This is a genomic window from Streptomyces sp. TG1A-8 (genome assembly GCF_030499535.1).
Taxonomy (GTDB): Bacteria; Actinomycetota; Actinomycetes; order Streptomycetales; family Streptomycetaceae; genus Streptomyces.
Map to the genome: position 1 here is coordinate 1636210 of NZ_JASTLB010000001.1, position 16239 is coordinate 1652448.

15 protein-coding genes and 1 pseudogene are annotated in these 16239 nt (G+C 73.1%); 12 read left to right on the plus strand and 4 right to left on the minus strand.

Annotated features, from left to right (window positions below; all coding sequences use genetic code 11):
• Positions 1-192: 192 nt before the first annotated feature.
• The 4 genes from QQY24_RS06680 to QQY24_RS06695 all read right to left on the minus strand — a co-directional run bounded on the left by QQY24_RS06680 (position 193) and on the right by QQY24_RS06695 (position 3578).
• On the minus strand, positions 193-468 hold the full coding sequence (locus QQY24_RS06680; protein WP_301971747.1) for a hypothetical protein: 276 nt from the start codon (positions 466-468) through the stop codon (positions 193-195).
• A complete protein-coding gene (locus QQY24_RS06685) occupies positions 465-1328 on the minus strand; it encodes an oxaloacetate decarboxylase (RefSeq protein ID WP_301971748.1) in 864 nt (287 codons plus the stop codon). The genes QQY24_RS06680 and QQY24_RS06685 overlap by 4 nt, the downstream gene beginning before the upstream one ends.
• Positions 1329-1485: 157 nt before the next feature.
• On the minus strand, positions 1486-2136 hold the full coding sequence (locus QQY24_RS06690; RefSeq protein WP_301971749.1) for a ThuA domain-containing protein: 651 nt from the start codon (positions 2134-2136) through the stop codon (positions 1486-1488).
• A gap of 272 nt (positions 2137-2408) precedes the next feature.
• Positions 2409-3578 (minus strand): YihY/virulence factor BrkB family protein, encoded by a 1170-nt coding sequence (locus QQY24_RS06695; RefSeq protein WP_301971750.1) that lies wholly within the window; start codon positions 3576-3578, stop codon positions 2409-2411.
• Positions 3579-3708: 130 nt separating this feature from the next.
• Here QQY24_RS06695 and QQY24_RS06700 point away from each other — a divergent pair, with 130 nt between their 5' ends.
• The 12 genes and pseudogenes from QQY24_RS06700 to QQY24_RS06750 all read left to right on the plus strand — a co-directional run bounded on the left by QQY24_RS06700 (position 3709) and on the right by QQY24_RS06750 (position 16235).
• Positions 3709-5346 (plus strand): acyl-CoA dehydrogenase family protein, encoded by a 1638-nt coding sequence (locus tag QQY24_RS06700; RefSeq protein WP_301971751.1) that lies wholly within the window; start codon positions 3709-3711, stop codon positions 5344-5346.
• A gap of 392 nt (positions 5347-5738) precedes the next feature.
• Entirely contained in the window at positions 5739-7007 is a 1269-nt protein-coding gene (locus QQY24_RS06705) for a helix-turn-helix domain-containing protein (RefSeq protein WP_301971752.1), read from the plus strand.
• Between the two features lie 138 nt (positions 7008-7145).
• Positions 7146-8467, plus strand: a pseudogene (locus QQY24_RS06710) (hypothetical protein).
• Positions 8468-8533: 66 nt separating this feature from the next.
• Positions 8534-9106 carry a GNAT family N-acetyltransferase gene (locus tag QQY24_RS06715; RefSeq protein ID WP_301971753.1) on the plus strand — a complete coding sequence of 191 codons (573 nt, stop codon included), beginning with the start codon at positions 8534-8536 and terminating at the stop codon, positions 9104-9106.
• Between the two features lie 127 nt (positions 9107-9233).
• A complete protein-coding gene (locus tag QQY24_RS34710; RefSeq protein ID WP_367658042.1) occupies positions 9234-9317 on the plus strand; it encodes a putative leader peptide in 84 nt (27 codons plus the stop codon).
• A 124-nt stretch (positions 9318-9441) separates the two neighbouring features.
• A complete protein-coding gene (locus tag QQY24_RS06720) occupies positions 9442-11136 on the plus strand; it encodes a nitrite/sulfite reductase (protein WP_301971754.1) in 1695 nt (564 codons plus the stop codon).
• Complete coding sequence (locus tag QQY24_RS06725; RefSeq protein WP_301971755.1) at positions 11133-11354, plus strand: hypothetical protein; 222 nt, start codon at positions 11133-11135, stop codon at positions 11352-11354. The genes QQY24_RS06720 and QQY24_RS06725 overlap by 4 nt, the downstream gene beginning before the upstream one ends.
• Positions 11351-12061 (plus strand): phosphoadenylyl-sulfate reductase, encoded by a 711-nt coding sequence (locus QQY24_RS06730; RefSeq protein ID WP_301971756.1) that lies wholly within the window; start codon positions 11351-11353, stop codon positions 12059-12061. The genes QQY24_RS06725 and QQY24_RS06730 overlap by 4 nt, the downstream gene beginning before the upstream one ends.
• 26 nt (positions 12062-12087) lie before the next feature.
• Positions 12088-12624 carry an adenylyl-sulfate kinase gene (gene cysC / locus QQY24_RS06735; protein WP_301971757.1) on the plus strand — a complete coding sequence of 179 codons (537 nt, stop codon included), beginning with the start codon at positions 12088-12090 and terminating at the stop codon, positions 12622-12624.
• Complete coding sequence (gene cysD / locus QQY24_RS06740; RefSeq protein ID WP_301971759.1) at positions 12621-13565, plus strand: sulfate adenylyltransferase subunit CysD; 945 nt, start codon at positions 12621-12623, stop codon at positions 13563-13565. Before cysC ends, cysD begins: the two co-directional genes overlap by 4 nt.
• A 2-nt stretch (positions 13566-13567) precedes the next feature.
• Positions 13568-14902, plus strand: coding sequence for a sulfate adenylyltransferase subunit 1 (locus QQY24_RS06745; RefSeq protein WP_301971760.1), 1335 nt, complete (start codon positions 13568-13570; stop codon positions 14900-14902).
• A gap of 223 nt (positions 14903-15125) precedes the next feature.
• Entirely contained in the window at positions 15126-16235 is a 1110-nt protein-coding gene (locus tag QQY24_RS06750) for an aliphatic sulfonate ABC transporter substrate-binding protein (protein WP_301971761.1), read from the plus strand.
• Positions 16236-16239: the final 4 nt, after the last annotated feature.

Consider the following 16239-nt stretch of genomic DNA (forward strand, 5'->3'; position numbering starts at 1 on the left):
GACCCCCGGCGGATCGCGGGGCACGAGGTCTCCGCCGACCACGACGCCGCGGGCGGGGCCGCCCGGGACCGGGCCCGGGGACCCGCACGTCCCCGGCGGGGGCAGCCGCCGGGGCGCCCCGGACGGGCGGCAGCGGCCGGGCGGCCGGGCACCTGCCGCCCGCCGTCCTGTGCCGACCGCGGCCAGAGTCGTTCAGCCGTCGTCGTCCTGGGCGGCCGCACCGGTCAGCGCCTCCACCACGTCCACGGCGCTGCCGTCGTGGTCGCTGCCGGCGGTGCCGCTGCCGGTCTGGAGGTTGGCCGTCCGGTCGACCTCCAGGATCGAGTCGGCCCGCGAGTTGTCGATCACGGTGATCAGGTCCCCGGCCGCGGCGGGCGCGGCGACCGCCCCGAGGAGCGCCGCCGCGAACCCCGCGGCCGCCCCGAGCCGGGGCAGGACCGCTGCGGGCCGGCGCACGGTGCCCGTCACGCGCCCGCGCCCGCGGAGGTGAGCCGCTCGCGGGCGATGTTGCGCTCCAGCAGGCTGGTCGAGACCTGCACCCCGACCCCGCGCACCGGGTCGACCTGCGGCAACCGGCCGTCCGCCGCCTTCAGGTCGGCGAGCGCGGAGTCCACCGCCTCGTGTGCGGCGAACAGGCAGGGGGTGCTGTAGATCGCCACGTCCACACCGAGGTCGGACAGCTCGCCGAGCGACAGGCGGGGCGACTTGCCGCCGGCGATCTGGTTGAACAGCAGCGGCTTGCCGTCGACGACCTCGCGGATCCGTTCGATCCACTCGACGCTGCGCACGCCGTCGACCAGCACCACGTCGGCGTCGGTGGCGGCCAGCCGCTCGGCCCGGTGCAGGATGTCGCGCTCGTCGGTGGCGTCCGTGCGGGCCACCACGACCAGGTCCCCGCGGGTCTCCAGGACCCTGTGCAGCTTCTCCAGGTACTCCTCCAGCGGCAGCACCTGCTTGCCGTCGGCGTGTCCGCAGCGGCGGGGCCGCTTCTGGTCCTCCAGGATCACCCCGGAGGCGCCGATCCGCTCCAGCCCCTCGACGACGTGACAGGCGACCTCGGGGTCGACGTAACCGTCGTCGATGTCGACCAGCAGGTGGTGGTGCGGGAACGCGCCCCGCAGCCGCTGGACGAAGGCCACCATGTCCGGCCAGGCGATGAAGCCGATGTCCGGCAGTCCGTAGTACGAGGCCGCGAAACCGAAGCCCGACACGAACATCCCGTCGTAGTGCTGTGCCGCGATCGAGGCGGAGTACATGTCGTACACGCCGATCAGCGGTGTGGTTCCGGGCCCGGCGATGCGCTCGCGCAGCTTCTTCCCGTAAGTCAAGGTCCGGCTCCTTCTGTGGGTGGGTGACGCGGAGGGGTCGGGCCCCGGCGTCTCGACGCCCTTTACCGGGACAAGAGAATCACCACACCCACGCATGACCTTTGCCCTACGCGCGCTTTACTCACCCCAACGGGGGAACCGGTTCACCGCAGAAACGTCACTCGGAGAGCCGGGACACCCAGGCCAGACCGCCGTTCAGGTGCGCCAGGAAGTCCGGGTCGCGGTAGGCCTCGGAGGCGTGCCCGAGGGCCGTGTAGAACACCCGTCCACCGCCCTGTTCGCGGCACCAGGCCAGCGGGTGGTCGGCGCCCATGCCGCCGCCGTCGTACGACGTCTCGTCCGCGCGCAGCAGCACCCGGACGCGGTCGCGGGGGTTGGTCTCGAAGTCGTACCACTCGTCGGTGAGGTCCCAGGCCGCGGGCAGCGGGCGGGTCGCGGGGTGGCCGGCGTCCTCGACGAGCACCCGGCCCGGCTGGTACGCGGGGTGCCGTGCGAAGCGGGCGCCGAGGAGTTCGCCGTAGTGCGGCCACCCGTACTCCGTGCAGGCCGCCGCGTGCACCCCGGCGAAACCGCCGCCCGACGCGACGTACCGCGCGAGCCGCCGGCGCCCGGCCGGGGTCAGGACGTCACCGCTGGTGGAGAGGAAGACGACGGCCGCGCATCCGTCGAGCGGACGCTCGAAGCGCGCGGGGTCCTCGGTGTGCTCGACGGCGAACCCCGCCAGTCCGCTCACCGCGGTGACCGCGTCGGGGATGGAGTCGTGGCGGTAGTCGGTGGTGCGGGTGTAGACGAGCAGCCGGGTGACCATGCGGCGAGTCTAGGCGGGCGCCCCGCCCCCGTGGCCGGCCGGTCCGGCCCACGCCCTCGCCGTGGCTGTGGCCGTCGCCGTCGCCGTCGCCGTCGCCGTCGCCGGGTGGACCGTCGTCGGGGGGGAGCGGGACGCGCGCGGGCCGGATCAGGCGGTCGCCCCGCCGCACCGGCGTTCCGCAGCGGGCGCCGTCGGCCCGCTTTCCCGGTCCGTCAGGTTGCCGGTCCGTCCGGCAGGCGCCGGGAACCGGTCCGCCGTGCCCCGCCGGTGCCTCACCCGTCCGGCTGCGCCGTCTCCCCGCCCTCCCCGCGCCCCCCGCCGCCCTTGGGTGCGTGGGTGTTCCTGGCGTGGGTGCGCAGGCGGGCCGTGACGTCCTCCGGCGGGAGGAAGCGGGACCAGCGTTCGGGGAACTCCGACGGCATGTCGGGGTCGTCGGGGTCGGCCTCGCGGGCCGCGGCGGCGCGGGCGACGTACTCGGCGACCTGCGCCTGGCGCAGCCGTTCGTTGGCCGCGCGGGCGGCGGCCGTGGCGGCGGCCGGCCAGACCCGGTCGATGGCGGCGTTCACGGCCGCGCCCACGAGGACGGCGAAGGCGGACACGCCGATCCACAGCAGGACGGCGACCGCGGCGGCGAGCGAACCGTAGATCGTGGCGCCCTCGATGGTGGTCGTGAGGTAGAAGCGCAGCAGGAAGCTGCCGAAGACCCACATCGCCAGCGCGACCAGGGCGCCGGGCACGTCCTCGACCCACGGGGAGCGGACCGGCACGGACACGTGGTAAAGGGTCGTCAGGAAGACGATGGACAGGACGATGACCACCGGCCAGTACAGGACCTGGACGACCGTCTCCGACCAGGGCACGATCCGGACCACCGCGTCCGGTCCGGCCACCATCAGCGGCAGCGCCACCGAACCGATCAGCAGGGCCACGACGAACAGCAGGAAGGCCATGATCCGGGTCTTCACGATGCCCCGGACGCCGTCGAGGCCGTACATGACGGTGATCGTGTCGATGAAGACGTTCACCGCGCGGGAGCCCGACCACAGGGCGAACAGGAAGCCTATGGAGATGACGTCCGGCCGGCCGCCCTTCATCACGTCGTGCAGGATGGGCTCCGCGATGTCCTTGACGCCCTTGTCCGACAGGACCGTGCGGGAGGCGTCGAGGAGGTTGGTCTCCAGGCTCTTGATCGTGTCGGCCCCGGTCCACGCGTCGACGTAGCCGAGCAGCCCGATGAGGCTCAGCAGCAGCGGCGGCACGGACAGCAGGGTGAAGAACGCCGCCTCGGCCGCCAGGCCCAGGATGCGGTACTCCATGCAGGAGTTGACGGTGTCCTTCAGCAACAGCCAGGCGGTCCTGCGCTTGGAGACGTTCCGGTACAGGGCCCTGGCCCGGTGGAGCCGGCCGGCGGGCCGCTCGGAGGTATCACTTGCTGGCTGCACGGCCTAACGGTATCCGCACCGCCGCACCGCCCTCACCTTCCGGGCCCGGTCACCGGATCCGGTGGGCCCGCCCCGGGCGCCGTGCCGCCGCGCGGCCATCATCTCACCCGTCGCGGGTAGGTTCGCAGTCATGGCAGGCACCTCCACCCACAGCGTGACGAACCAGCCGCCCCCGCTGACCGGCTACGACCTGTTCACCGCCGACCGGGCCCTCGTGGAGGCGGTCGAGCGCCACACCGATCCCGCCGTGCTGGACGAGGTGCGCGCGGAACTGTCCGCGCTGGGCCGGACCTCGGGCTCGGCACAGGTGCAGGAGTGGGGGGTGCAGGCGAACGAGCACCCGCCGCGGCTGCGCACCCACGACCGCTACGGCCACCGGATCGACGAGGTCGACTTCCACCCGGCCTGGCACCGGCTGCTCGGCAAGGGCGTCTCGGCGGGGCTGACCGGTGCCTGGGCCCGGCCGGCCGGGCACGTGCGCCGGGCGGCCGGGTTCGTGCTGTGGACCCAGGTCGAGGCGGGCAACTGCTGCCCGCTGTCGATGACCCACGCGGCCGTGCCCGCCCTGCGGGCCGATCCGGAGCTGGCCGCCGAGTGGGAGCCGCGGCTGACGTCCACGATCTACGACCGGGAACTGCGGCCCGCGGCGGAGAAGTCCGGCGCCGTCTTCGGCATGGGCATGACGGAGAAGCAGGGCGGCAGCGACGTGCGGGCGAACACCACCGCGGCCAGGCCGCTGGCGGAGGCCGGCACCTACGCGCTGACCGGGCACAAGTGGTTCTGCTCGGCGCCGATGTCGGACGGCTTCCTGGTGCTCGCGCAGGCCCCGGACGGGCTCACCTGCTTCCTGGTCCCGCGCGTCCTGGCCGACGGCAGCCGCAACGTCTTCCGCATCCAGCGGCTCAAGGACAAGCTGGGCAACCGGTCCAACGCCTCCGCCGAGGTCGAGTTCGACGGCACCTGGGCGCGCCGGGTCGGCGAGGAGGGGCGCGGGGTGCGCACCATCATCGAGATGGTCGCCGCGACCCGGCTGGACTGCGCGCTGGGCTCGGCGGGCCTGATGCGGCAGGCGGTCGCGCAGGCGGTGCACCACTGCGCGCACCGCGAGGCCTTCGGCGGCAGGCTGACCGACAAGCCGCTGATGCGCAACGTGCTGGCCGACCTGGCACTGGAGTCCGAGGCCGCGACCGCGCTGGCCCTGCGGCTCGCGGCCGCCTACGACGACGGCGGCGAGCAGGAGCGGGCCTTCCTGCGGCTGGCGGTGCCCACCGCGAAGTACTGGATCACCAAGCGCTGCGCCCCGGTCGCGGTGGAGGCCGCCGAGTGCCTGGGCGGCAACGGGTACGTCGAGGAGTCGGGTCTGCCCCGGCTGGTGCGCGAGTCGCCGCTGAACTCCGTCTGGGAGGGCGCCGGGAACGTCCAGGCGCTGGACGTGCTGCGGGCGCTGCGGCGCGAGCCGGGCGCGCTGGACGCCTGCCTGACCGAGATAGGGCGGGCGCACGGTGCCGACCACCGGCTGGACCGGGCGGTGAAGGACCTGTTCACCGAACTCGCGGACCTGGACGGCGTCGAGGGCCGGGCCCGGCGGCTGGCGGAGCGGCTCGCCCTGGCGCTCCAGGGCTCCCTGCTGGTGCGGCACGCGCCCCCGGAGGTGGCCGACGCCTTCTGCGCCTCCCGCCTGGGCGGCGACCACGGCGCGGCCTTCGGCACCCTGCCGGCCGGCCTGGACCTGGCGGCGGTGGTGGAGCGGGCCCGTCCGGTGTCCTGAGGCGGGAACGGACGGCACAGAAGACACAGAAGACACAGAAGACACGGCCGATACGAACAGCGCCGACAGCACCGACAGCACCGACCGGCCCGGCCGGCGCCCGGAGGGGGTGGTGCCGCGCCGACACGGCACCACCCCCGCCTCGTGCGCCCGTCGCGGGCCCACGGGCGCCGCCCGGGGGCGGCGCCATGGTCAAGTCTCGACCGGTCCGACGGTCTTCACCAGGGTTGCAGGGGGTTGCAACGTGCCGGTGGCCGCGCGCGCACGGCGTGCGTCCGTCCACCGCCGAACGGCAGTATGTGGAGGACGGCCGACCGGAAACCGCCGCCCGGACGGCTCGACGTGTGTGTTCCGTGCCTTGCCCCGGGAGGACCGCAGTGGTGAACCCGCCGATGAGCGTGGCGCGCCTGGCCGCCGTGGACGCGGCGCAGGCGGCGCGGGTGCTGAGCGAGGTGCGCGAGGCCACGCTGGCCGGTCGGCGCGTGCGGATCGCGCCCCGGCCGGTGATCGAGCAGTCGTGGGAGCGCGCGCTGCGCAGCGGGGTCGACCCCGAACACGGCCGCACACCGCAGGTGCTGTCCGCCGACGAGGTGCGGCGCAGGCGGGAGGAGTCGCCGCTCAGGCACGTCCTGCCGGTGCTGCGCGAGGGGCTGCTCTCGGTCGCGGACGTCGCCCGGCACATCATGGTGGTCGCGGACGCCGAGGGACGCGTGCTGTGGCGGGAGGGTTCGCCGCCGGTGCTGCGCAAGGCCGACGGCGTCGGGTTCGAGCCGGGCGCGGACTGGCGGGAGGACGTGGTCGGCACCAACGGCGTCGGCACCCCGGCCGTCGTGCGCCGGCCCGTCCAGGTCTTCGCCGCCGAGCACTTCGTGCGCTCGCACACCTCCTGGACCTGTACCGGCGCCCCGATCAGCGATCCCAGGGACGGCCGGCTCATCGGGGTGGTGAACATCAGCGGTCCGCTGGAGACCATGCACCCGGCGACCCTCGCCTGGGTGTCCTCGGTGGCCGGACTCGCCGAGGCCCGGCTGCGCGAGCTGCACCTGACCTCGCTGGAGCGGCTGCGCACGGTGGCGGCCCCCGTGCTGGCCCGGCTGGACGGGCGGGCGCTGGTGGTGGACCACGACGGCTGGTCGGCGGCGGTGAGCGGGATGCCGTACGTGCGGCGCGTCTCGCTGCCCAAGTCCCTGGCCGCGGGCCGTCACTGGCTGCCCGCGCTCGGTTCGTGCGCGGTGGAGCCGCTGGCCGGGGGCTGGCTGCTGCGGGCGGCCGACGAGCCGCCGCCGGCCACCGCCACCCGGATCCTGCTCGACCTGGCCCGGCCGGGCGGCGGTGCGGTGACCGTCTCCGGGACGGCGGGTTCCTGGTCGCGCGAACTCAGCCCCCGACACGCCGAGTTGCTCTACCTGCTCGCCGCACACCGCTGCGGGCGCAGTGCCGCCGCCCTCGCCGCGGACGTGTTCGGCGATCCCTCCCGGACGGTGACCGTACGTGCCGAGATGTCGCGGATCCGCCGGTACCTGGGAACACTCCTGCAACATCGGCCGTATCGTTTCTGCAAAGAGGCGGAGGTCGAGGTCGTGCTGCCCGACGACCCCGGTGACCTGCTGCCCCGCTCGACCGCGCCGGCGGTCGAACGACAGCGCGGGGCGCTCACCTGAGGGGACCCCGCACACACTTGCGCCATCCTGGCCCCGCGGCGCCCGCCGCTGCCGTAGCATCCCTCCCGGGCCTCCCCGTCTGCTCCTCGGTCAACGCACGGACCACCAGGAACAGTTGGCCCGCCTCGGGAGGAAGACATGAAGCAGCGCGGCAGACACCGACGACGCAGGCGGAGCGCGGTCCTGCGCGCGGTCCTCTCCGGGACCGCGCTGGCGCTCACCGCCGCCGCCACCCTGATCAGCGCCTCACAGGCCACCGTCCCGGGGGACCCGGGCGCCCTCAGGCCGCTGACGTCCCGGGCCGACACCGCGCCGCTGCGGCTCCAGGAACGCCTGGTGCCCGCCGGCACGCTGGACCGGCTCTCCGCGGCGATGGGCCGCCCGGTCGGTGTGGACGCCGTGCTGAAGGGTGCCGACCGCACCCTGCGCCAGGGCTCCGGCTGCACCGCCGGGGACCGCGCCACCCTGCCCGTCGCGCCCGCCGCGGCCCGCGCCTACTGCTGGGACCGGTCCGACCCCGCCACCACCGCCTGGCGGCCCGTCTCGGTGACCACCTCCGGGGACGCCGACGACGACGGCGCCTGGGGCGCCCACCGGGTCGTCCTCACCGGCTGGACCCACCGCTCCGCCGCCGGGCGCAGCCTGGCCAAGGTCGCCTTCGTCGACGCCGACGACCCCGGCCGGCTCGCCTACCGCTGGGTGCTGCTGGCGGTGCCCGTCGACGGCGGACGCGACTACCGCGGCCTGTCCTCCCGGATCTCCGGCATGGTCTGGTACCAGGACAAGCTGCTGGTCACCACCACGGCCGGCCGTGCCGACGCGCTCTACGTCTACGACCTGCACCGCATCCAGCGGGCCACGGCGAGGACGCCCGCGATCGGCCGGGTGTCGGGCGGCTGGTCCGCCGGCGGCTCCCCGTACGTGATGCCCGCCGTCGGCTCCTACCGCTTCACCGCCGGCCCCTGCGCGCCCTCGGGGCCGCCCTGTCCCGGCGCGCTCTCCCTGGACCGGACCACGGCGCCCGACAGCCTGGTCGCCGCCGAGCGGGGCGCCCCGGGGGGGACCGCGGGACCCGGCTGTGGCGGTACGCGTTCGGCAAGGACCCCGCGCGCAGCGGGCTGCTCGCCACCGACGCCGCCGGACGGGTGGAGCCGGTCGAGGCCTACCGGACGCGGGCGTCCGGGCTCGGGGGCGTGCTGTCCCACCGGCGGGCCGGCGCGGCGCGCTCCTCCTGGTACGTCACGCGCCGGGCCGGCCCGCCGGACGGCCACGGCAGCCTGTGGCGGCAGGACACCGGCGGCGCGCGGGCGGCGCGCTGCGCCCCGGACGCCTCCCGCCTGTGCTGGGCCGGCCGCACGGGCTCCCTGTCCTACTGGCAGGAGACGGGCGAGGTGTGGTCGCTGTCGGACCGGATGCTGTTCTCGGTCCCGCTGACGGGGATCGACCACTCGGTGGCGTGAGCGGCGCGGCACCGCGGGAGCCCGGCCGATCGACAGGCGGGTGGGCCGGATGATTCCCTGGGCCGCATGAGCAGCCTCCTCGTCACCACCTGGTCGCTGGAGCAGACCTCGCCGGCCGACCTCCTGCCGGCCGCCGACCCCGGGGACGGCGTCCGGATCGTGCGCGCCGAGGTCCCCTCCCCCGAGTTCAGCCGCTTCCTGTACACCTCGGTCGGCGGCGACATCCACTGGACCGACCGTCTCGGCTGGAGCCACGCCCGGTGGCGGGAGTACCTGGAGCGGCCCGGCGTGGAGACGTGGGTGGCCCACGACCGGGGCACCCCGGCCGGGTACGTCGAGCTGGAGCCGCAGGACGAGGGCGCGGTGGAGATCGTCTACTTCGGCCTGCTCCCCGCCTTCCGCGGCCGCCGCATCGGCGGCCACCTGCTGGCGTACGGCACGGCCCGGGCCTGGGACCTCGCCGAGCGGTGGCCCGGCCGGACGCCGACGAAACGGGTGTGGCTGCACACGTGCAGCAAGGACGGCCCGCACGCCATGGACAACTACCTGCGGCGCGGTTTCACACTGTTCGACACCGAGGTGGAGGAGGAACCGGAGGTGGCGGCCCCGGGGCCGTGGCCCGGTGCCCACCCCGCCTGACGCCGCCGGACGAGCCGTCCCGCGCACCGTGTGACCGATACCACGTTTGTCTCGTCATGCGAGACCACACCGTCCACATGACGGACAAAGCTGGACTGTGTCCAGATCTCCGTGACACGCTTCCGTCATGTTCGGAACTGGAATCGCCTTGGTGAGTCGGCGGCACGTCGATCTCGGCCGCATGTCCAGCGCCATCTGTCCGGCGGGCTGACCGCACCGGCACGCCGCTCCCCTCCGCACCCCCTTCTGCCGCGCAACGACGCGCGCGCACGCCCGCATGCGCACGCGCGCGCAGATCAGAGTCGCTTCCGCCTGTCCCGAAGGACGTATCAACCATGGCCGCCACCCCGGAGAACCCCGCCTCAGCGTCCCGCCGCAAGGTGAGCCGTCACCGCGGCGAGGGTCAGTGGGCCGCGGGTCACTTCACCCCGCTCAACGGCAACGAACAGTTCAAGAAGGACGACGACGGTCTCAACGTGCGGACGCGCATTGAGACCGTCTACTCCCGGCGCGGCTTCGACTCGATCGACCCGAACGACCTGCGCGGCCGCATGCGCTGGTGGGGGCTGTACACCCAGCGCCGCCCGGGGATCGACGGCGGCAAGACGGCCGTGCTGGAGCCGGAGGAGCTGGACGACGAGTACTTCATGCTGCGGGTGCGGATCGACGGCGGTGCGCTCACCACGCAGCAGCTGCGGGTCATCGGCGAGGTCTCGCAGGAGTACGCGCGCGGTACGGCCGACATCACCGACCGGCAGAACGTGCAGTACCACTGGATCCGCATCGAGGACGTGCCCGCGATCTGGGAGCGGCTCGAAGGCGTGGGCCTGTCGACCGTCACCGCGTGCGGCGACACCCCGCGCGTGATGATCGGCTCGCCGGTCGCGGGCATCGCCGAGGACGAGATCATCGACGCCACCCCGGCGCTGGAGGAGATGAAGCGCCGCGTCCTGAACAACAAGGCGTACTCCAACCTGCCCCGCAAGTTCAAGACGGCCATCTCGGGGTCGCCGCTGCTGGACGTGGTGCACGAGATCAACGACGTGGCGTTCGTGGGCGTGCACCACCCCGAGCACGGGCCGGGCTTCGACCTGTGGGTGGGCGGCGGCCTGTCCACCAACCCCAAGCTGGGCGTGCGGCTCGGCGCGTGGGTGCCGATCGACGAGGTCCCCGACGTCCACGAGGGCGTCGTCTCGATCTTCCGCGACTACGGCTACCGCCGGCTGCGCAACCGCGCCCGTCTGAAGTTCCTCGTCGCCGACTGGGGCGCGGAGAAGTTCCGGAAGGTGCTGGAGGACGAGTACCTGAAGCGCGCACTGGTCGACGGGCCCGCCCCGGAGCAGCCGGTGCAGCAGTGGCGCGACCACATCGGCGTGCACCGGCAGAAGGACGGCCGGTTCTACGTGGGCTTCGCCCCGCGCGTCGGCCGGGTCGACGGCGCCACCCTGACGAAGATCGCCGACCTGGCCGAGGCGCACGGCTCCGGCCGGGTCCGCACCACCGTCGAACAGAAGATGATCGTCCTCGACGTCGAGGGGGAGAAGGTCGACTCGCTGGTCGAGGCCCTGGAGGCGCTGGACCTCACCGCCCGGCCGTCCTCCTTCCGGCGCGGCACCATGGCGTGCACCGGCATCGAGTTCTGCAAGCTCGCCATCGTGGAGACCAAGCAGCGCGGCTCCCAGCTGATCGACGAGCTGGAGCGCCGCCTGCCGGACTTCGACCAGCCCATCACCATCAACCTCAACGGCTGCCCGAACGCCTGCGCCCGCATCCAGGTCGCCGACATCGGCCTCAAGGGCCAGCTGGTCCTCGACGACCGGGGCGAGCAGGTCGAGGGCTACCAGGTGCACCTGGGCGGCGCACTGGGCCTGGAGCCGGGCTTCGGCCGCAAGGTGCGCGGTCTGAAGGTCACCTCCGACGAGCTGCCCGACTACATCGAGCGGGTCCTGACGCGGTACCAGGCCGAACGCGAGGAGGGCGAGCGCTTCGCCACCTGGGCCGCGCGCGCCTCCGAGGAGGCCCTGTCGTGAGCGAGCGGGCCGCGCCCTTCTACTGCCCCTACTGCGGCGACGAGGACCTGCGTCCGCACGAACAGGGCCACGGCGCCTGGGAGTGCGCGGCGTGCAACCGCGCCTTCCAGCTGAAGTTCCTCGGGCTGCTGGCGAGGGGCTTCGGTGCTCCGCGGGCGGATGCGCCACTGGAAGGCGGCCCGCGACGGGCCGGTGACGGAGGGGATGGGCGGACATGACGACGGCTCAGGACGAGCGGGCGGAAGACGGACTGAGGGCGCTCGCCGAGCGGGCGGGCCGGGACCTGGAGGACGCCTCCGCCCTGGAGATCCTGCAGTGGGCGGCGGACACCTTCGGCAAGGAGTTCTGCGTCACCTCCTCCATGGAGGACGCCGTGGTCGCCCACCTCGCCTCGCGCGTGCTCAAGGGCGTGGACGTCGTCTTCCTCGACACCGGCTACCACTTCCCGGAGACCATCGGCACCCGGGACGCCGTCGAGGCCGTGATGGACGTGAACGTCATCACGCTCACGCCGCGGCAGACGGTCGCCGAGCAGGACGCGCAGTACGGCCCCCGGCTGTACGAGCGCGACCCCGACCTGTGCTGCAGGCTGCGCAAGGTACGGCCCCTGGACGAGGGGCTGGAGGGCTACCGGGCCTGGGCGACGGGGCTGCGCCGCGACGAGTCCCCGACCCGGGCCGGCACCCCGGTCGTCGCCTGGGACGACAAGCGGCGGAAGGTGAAGGTCTCCCCCATAGCCCGGTGGTCACAGGAAGATGTGGCAGCGTACGTCGCCGAGCACGGGGTGCTCACCAATCCCCTGCTGACGGACGGCTACGCCTCCATCGGCTGCGCCCCGTGCACCCGCCGCGTCCTCGAGGGCGAGGACGCGCGCGCCGGCCGCTGGGCCGGGCTCTCCAAGACCGAGTGCGGACTGCACGGATGACGAACGATGAGACTCAGGAGAACCACGTGACGACCGGAGCCACCGTATGGCTCACGGGTCTGCCGAGCGCCGGCAAGACCACCATCGCGTACGAGCTGGCCGGCCGGCTGCGCGCGGAGGGCCACCGCGTCGAGGTGCTCGACGGCGACGAGATCCGCGAGTTCATCTCGGCCGGTCTCGGTTTCAGCCGTACGGACCGGCACACGAACGTGCAGCGCATCGGCTTCGTCGCCGAGCTGCTGGCCCGCAACGGCGTCAAGGCACTGGTTCCGGTGATCGCGCCCTACGCCGACAGCCGCGAGGCCGTCCGCAAGCGGCACGGGGAGAACGGGACGCCGTACCTGGAGATCCACGTGGCCACCCCGGTCGAGGTGTGCTCGGTGCGCGACGTGAAGGGCCTGTACGCCAGGCAGGCCGCGGGCGAGCTGACCGGGCTCACCGGTGTCGACGACCCCTACGAGCAGCCGCAGGCGCCCGACCTGCGGATCGAATCGCAGGACCAGACCGTGCAGGAGTCCGCGGCGTCCGTGTACGCCCTGCTCAGCGAGAAGGGACTGGTATGACGACCGTTGCCGAGGCCACGCCGGGCGAGGAGGGCACGCACAGCCCGTACGCCCTGTCGCACCTGGACGCGCTGGAGTCCGAGGCGGTGCACATCTTCCGCGAGGTGGCGGGCGAGTTCGAGAACCCGGTGATCCTGTTCTCCGGCGGCAAGGACTCCATCGTCATGCTGCACCTCGCGCTGAAGGCGTTCGCGCCGGCCGCGGTGCCCTTCTCGCTGCTCCATGTGGACACCGGACACAACTTCCCCGAAGTACTGGAGTACCGCGACCGCGTGGTGGCCGCCCATGGGCTGCGCCTCCATGTGGCCTCCGTACAGGACTACATCGACCGGGGTGTACTCAAGGAACGTCCCGACGGCACCCGCAACCCGCTGCAGACGCTTCCGCTGACGGAGAAGATCCAGAGCGAGGGGTTCGACGCCGTGTTCGGCGGTGGACGCCGCGACGAGGAGAAGGCCCGCGCCAAGGAGCGCGTGTTCTCCCTGCGCGACGAGTTCTCCCAGTGGGACCCGCGCCGGCAGCGGCCCGAGCTGTGGAACCTCTACAACGGCCGGCACGCCCCCGGCGAGCACGTGCGGGTGTTCCCGCTGTCCAACTGGACCGAGCTGGACGTGTGGCAGTACATCGCCCGCGAGGGCATCGAGCTGCCGCGGATCTACTTCGCGCACGAGCGCGAGGTGTTCCGGCGGGGCGGGATGTGGCTGACCGCCGGCGAGTGGGGCGGCCCCAAGGACGGCGAGGACGTGGAGAAGCGGCTGGTGCGCTACCGGACCGTCGGCGACATGTCCTGCACGGGCGCCGTCGACTCCGACGCGACCACGCTGGACGCCGTCATCGCCGAGATCGCCGCCTCCCGGCTGACCGAGCGCGGCGCGACCCGCGCCGACGACAAGCTCTCCGAGGCCGCGATGGAAGACCGCAAGCGCGAGGGGTACTTCTAAGCATGAGCACGATCACGACCGAGGAGCTCCCGGCCACCACCCTGCTGCGGTTCGCCACCGCCGGCTCCGTCGACGACGGCAAGTCCACGCTCGTCGGCCGGCTGCTGCACGACTCCAAGTCGGTCCTCGCCGACCAACTGGAGGCCGTGGAGCGCGTGTCGGCGAGCCGGGGCCAGGAGGGCCCGGACCTGGCGCTGCTGACCGACGGCCTGCGGGCCGAGCGCGAGCAGGGCATCACCATCGACGTGGCCTACCGCTACTTCGCCACGCCCCGCCGCCGCTTCATCCTGGCCGACACGCCGGGCCACGTGCAGTACACCCGCAACATGGTCACCGGCGCCTCCACCGCCGAGCTGACGGTGATCCTGGTCGACGCCCGCAACGGCGTGGTCGAGCAGACCCGCCGGCACGCGGCGATCGCCGCCCTGCTCCGGGTCCCCCACGTGGTCCTCGCGGTCAACAAGATGGACCTGGTGGACTACCGGGAGAGCGCCTTCGCGGCCATCGCCGAGGAGTTCACGGCGTACGCGATCGAGCTGGGCGTCCCCGAGGTCACCGCGATACCGATCTCGGCGCTCGCCGGCGACAACGTGGTGGAGCCGTCCGCGCACATGGACTGGTACGGCGGCCCGACCGTCCTGGAGCACCTGGAGACCGTCCCGGTCAGCCACGACCTGGCGCAGTGCCACGCCCGGCTGCCCGTGCAGTACGTGATCCGGCCGCAGACCGCCGAGCACCCGGACTACCGGGGCTACGCCGGCCAGATCGCCGCCGGCTCCTTCCGGGTCGGGGAGGCGGTCACCGTGCTGCCGTCCGGACGCACCTCCACGATCGCCGGGATCGACCTGCTGGGCGAGCCGGTCGACGTCGCCTGGACCACGCAGTCGGTGACCGTGCTGCTGGCGGACGACATCGACGTCTCGCGCGGCGACCTGATCGTGCCGGCCAAGGACGCGCCGCCCACCACGCAGGACGTGGAGGCGACCGTCTGCCACGTCGCCGACGAGCCGCTGACCGTCGGGCACCGGGTGCTGCTCAAGCACGGCACCCGCACGGTCAAGGCGATCGTGAAGGACATCCCGTCCCGCCTCACGCTCGACGACCTGTCCCTGCACCCGCACCCGGGACGGCTCGTCGCCAACGACATCGGCCGGGTGAAGATCCGCACCGCCGAGCCGCTGCCGGTGGACTCCTACGCCGACTCGCGCCGCACCGGCTCCTTCATCCTGATCGACCCGGCCGACGGCACCACGCTCACCGCGGGCATGGTCGGCGAGTCGTTCGCCTCCCCCGAGCCGGTCCAGGACCCGGCCGACGAGGACGGCTGGGACTTCTGACCATGAACCGGCCGGACTTCTACTCGACGTTCGCCAAGGAGGGCGGCCGCGTCGGCAGCGGCGCCCTCGGCAGCGGACAGGGCGGAGTGGCGCGATGTGCGCGCTGACGTACGCGCACCGCTCGCGCGCCCTCACCCCCCACCACCACAGACGAAGACCTGCCGATCTCCCGGCCACGACCTGAGAGCCCGTGACCGCCGGGCCAACGAGAGGAACACCTCCCGTGCCTGCCAACCGCTCCGTACTCCTGCGCCGCGGCCTGTCCGCGCTCGCCGCCCTGCCCCTGCTCGCCCTGGCCGCCTGCGGTTACGGCTCCGAGTCCGAGAGCCACACCACCACCGAGGTCGCCGCCGGCGCCGGGAAGACCGACGGACTCGACTCCGTGAAGATCGGCTACTTCGGCAACCTGACGCACGCGACCGCGCTGGTCGGCAACCAGAAGGGCTTCTTCCAGAAGGAGCTGGGCGCCACCCGGGCCAAGTACCAGGTCTTCAACGCGGGCCCGTCCGAGATCGAGGCGCTGAACTCCGGTTCCATCGACATCGGCTGGATCGGCCCCTCCCCGGCGATCAACGGCTACACCAAGTCCGGCGGCAAGAGCCTGCGCATCATAGGTGGTTCGGCGTCCGGCGGGGTCAAGCTGGTCGTCAACCCGAAGAAGATCACGTCCCTGAAGGACGTCCGGGGCAAGAGGATCGCCACGCCGCAGCTGGGCAACACGCAGGACGTGGCGTTCCTCAACTGGGCGGCCGAGCAGGGCTGGAGGATCGACGCCGAGAGCGGCAAGGGCGACGTGTCGGTCGTCCGCACCGACAACAAGGTGACCCCGGACGCCTTCAAATCCGGTGCGATAGACGGCGCCTGGGTGCCCGAGCCGACCGCGTCCAAGCTGGTCGCCGAGGGCGGCAGGGTACTGCTGGACGAGTCCTCGCTGTGGCCCGGCAAGAAGTTCGTGATCACGAACATCATCGTGCGGCAGAGCTTCCTCCAGGACCACCCCAAGGCCGTCGAGGCGGTCCTGAAGGCGTCGGTCGAGACGAACAAGTGGATCAACGCCCACCCCGGCGAGGCGAAGGCGGCGGCGAACAAGCAGCTGGAGGCCGACTCCGGCAAGGCGCTTCCCGCCGACGTCCTGGACCCGGCGTGGACGTCCATCGAGTTCACCGACGACCCGCTGGCCTCCACCCTGAACACCGAGGCGCAGCACGCGGTCAAGGCCGGCCTGCTGGAGAAGCCCAGGCTGGACGGCATCTACGACCTCACCCTCCTGAACAAGGTCCTGCGGGCCGAGGGCGAGAACACCGTCGGCGACGCCGGTCTCGGCGCCCGGTAAGCCC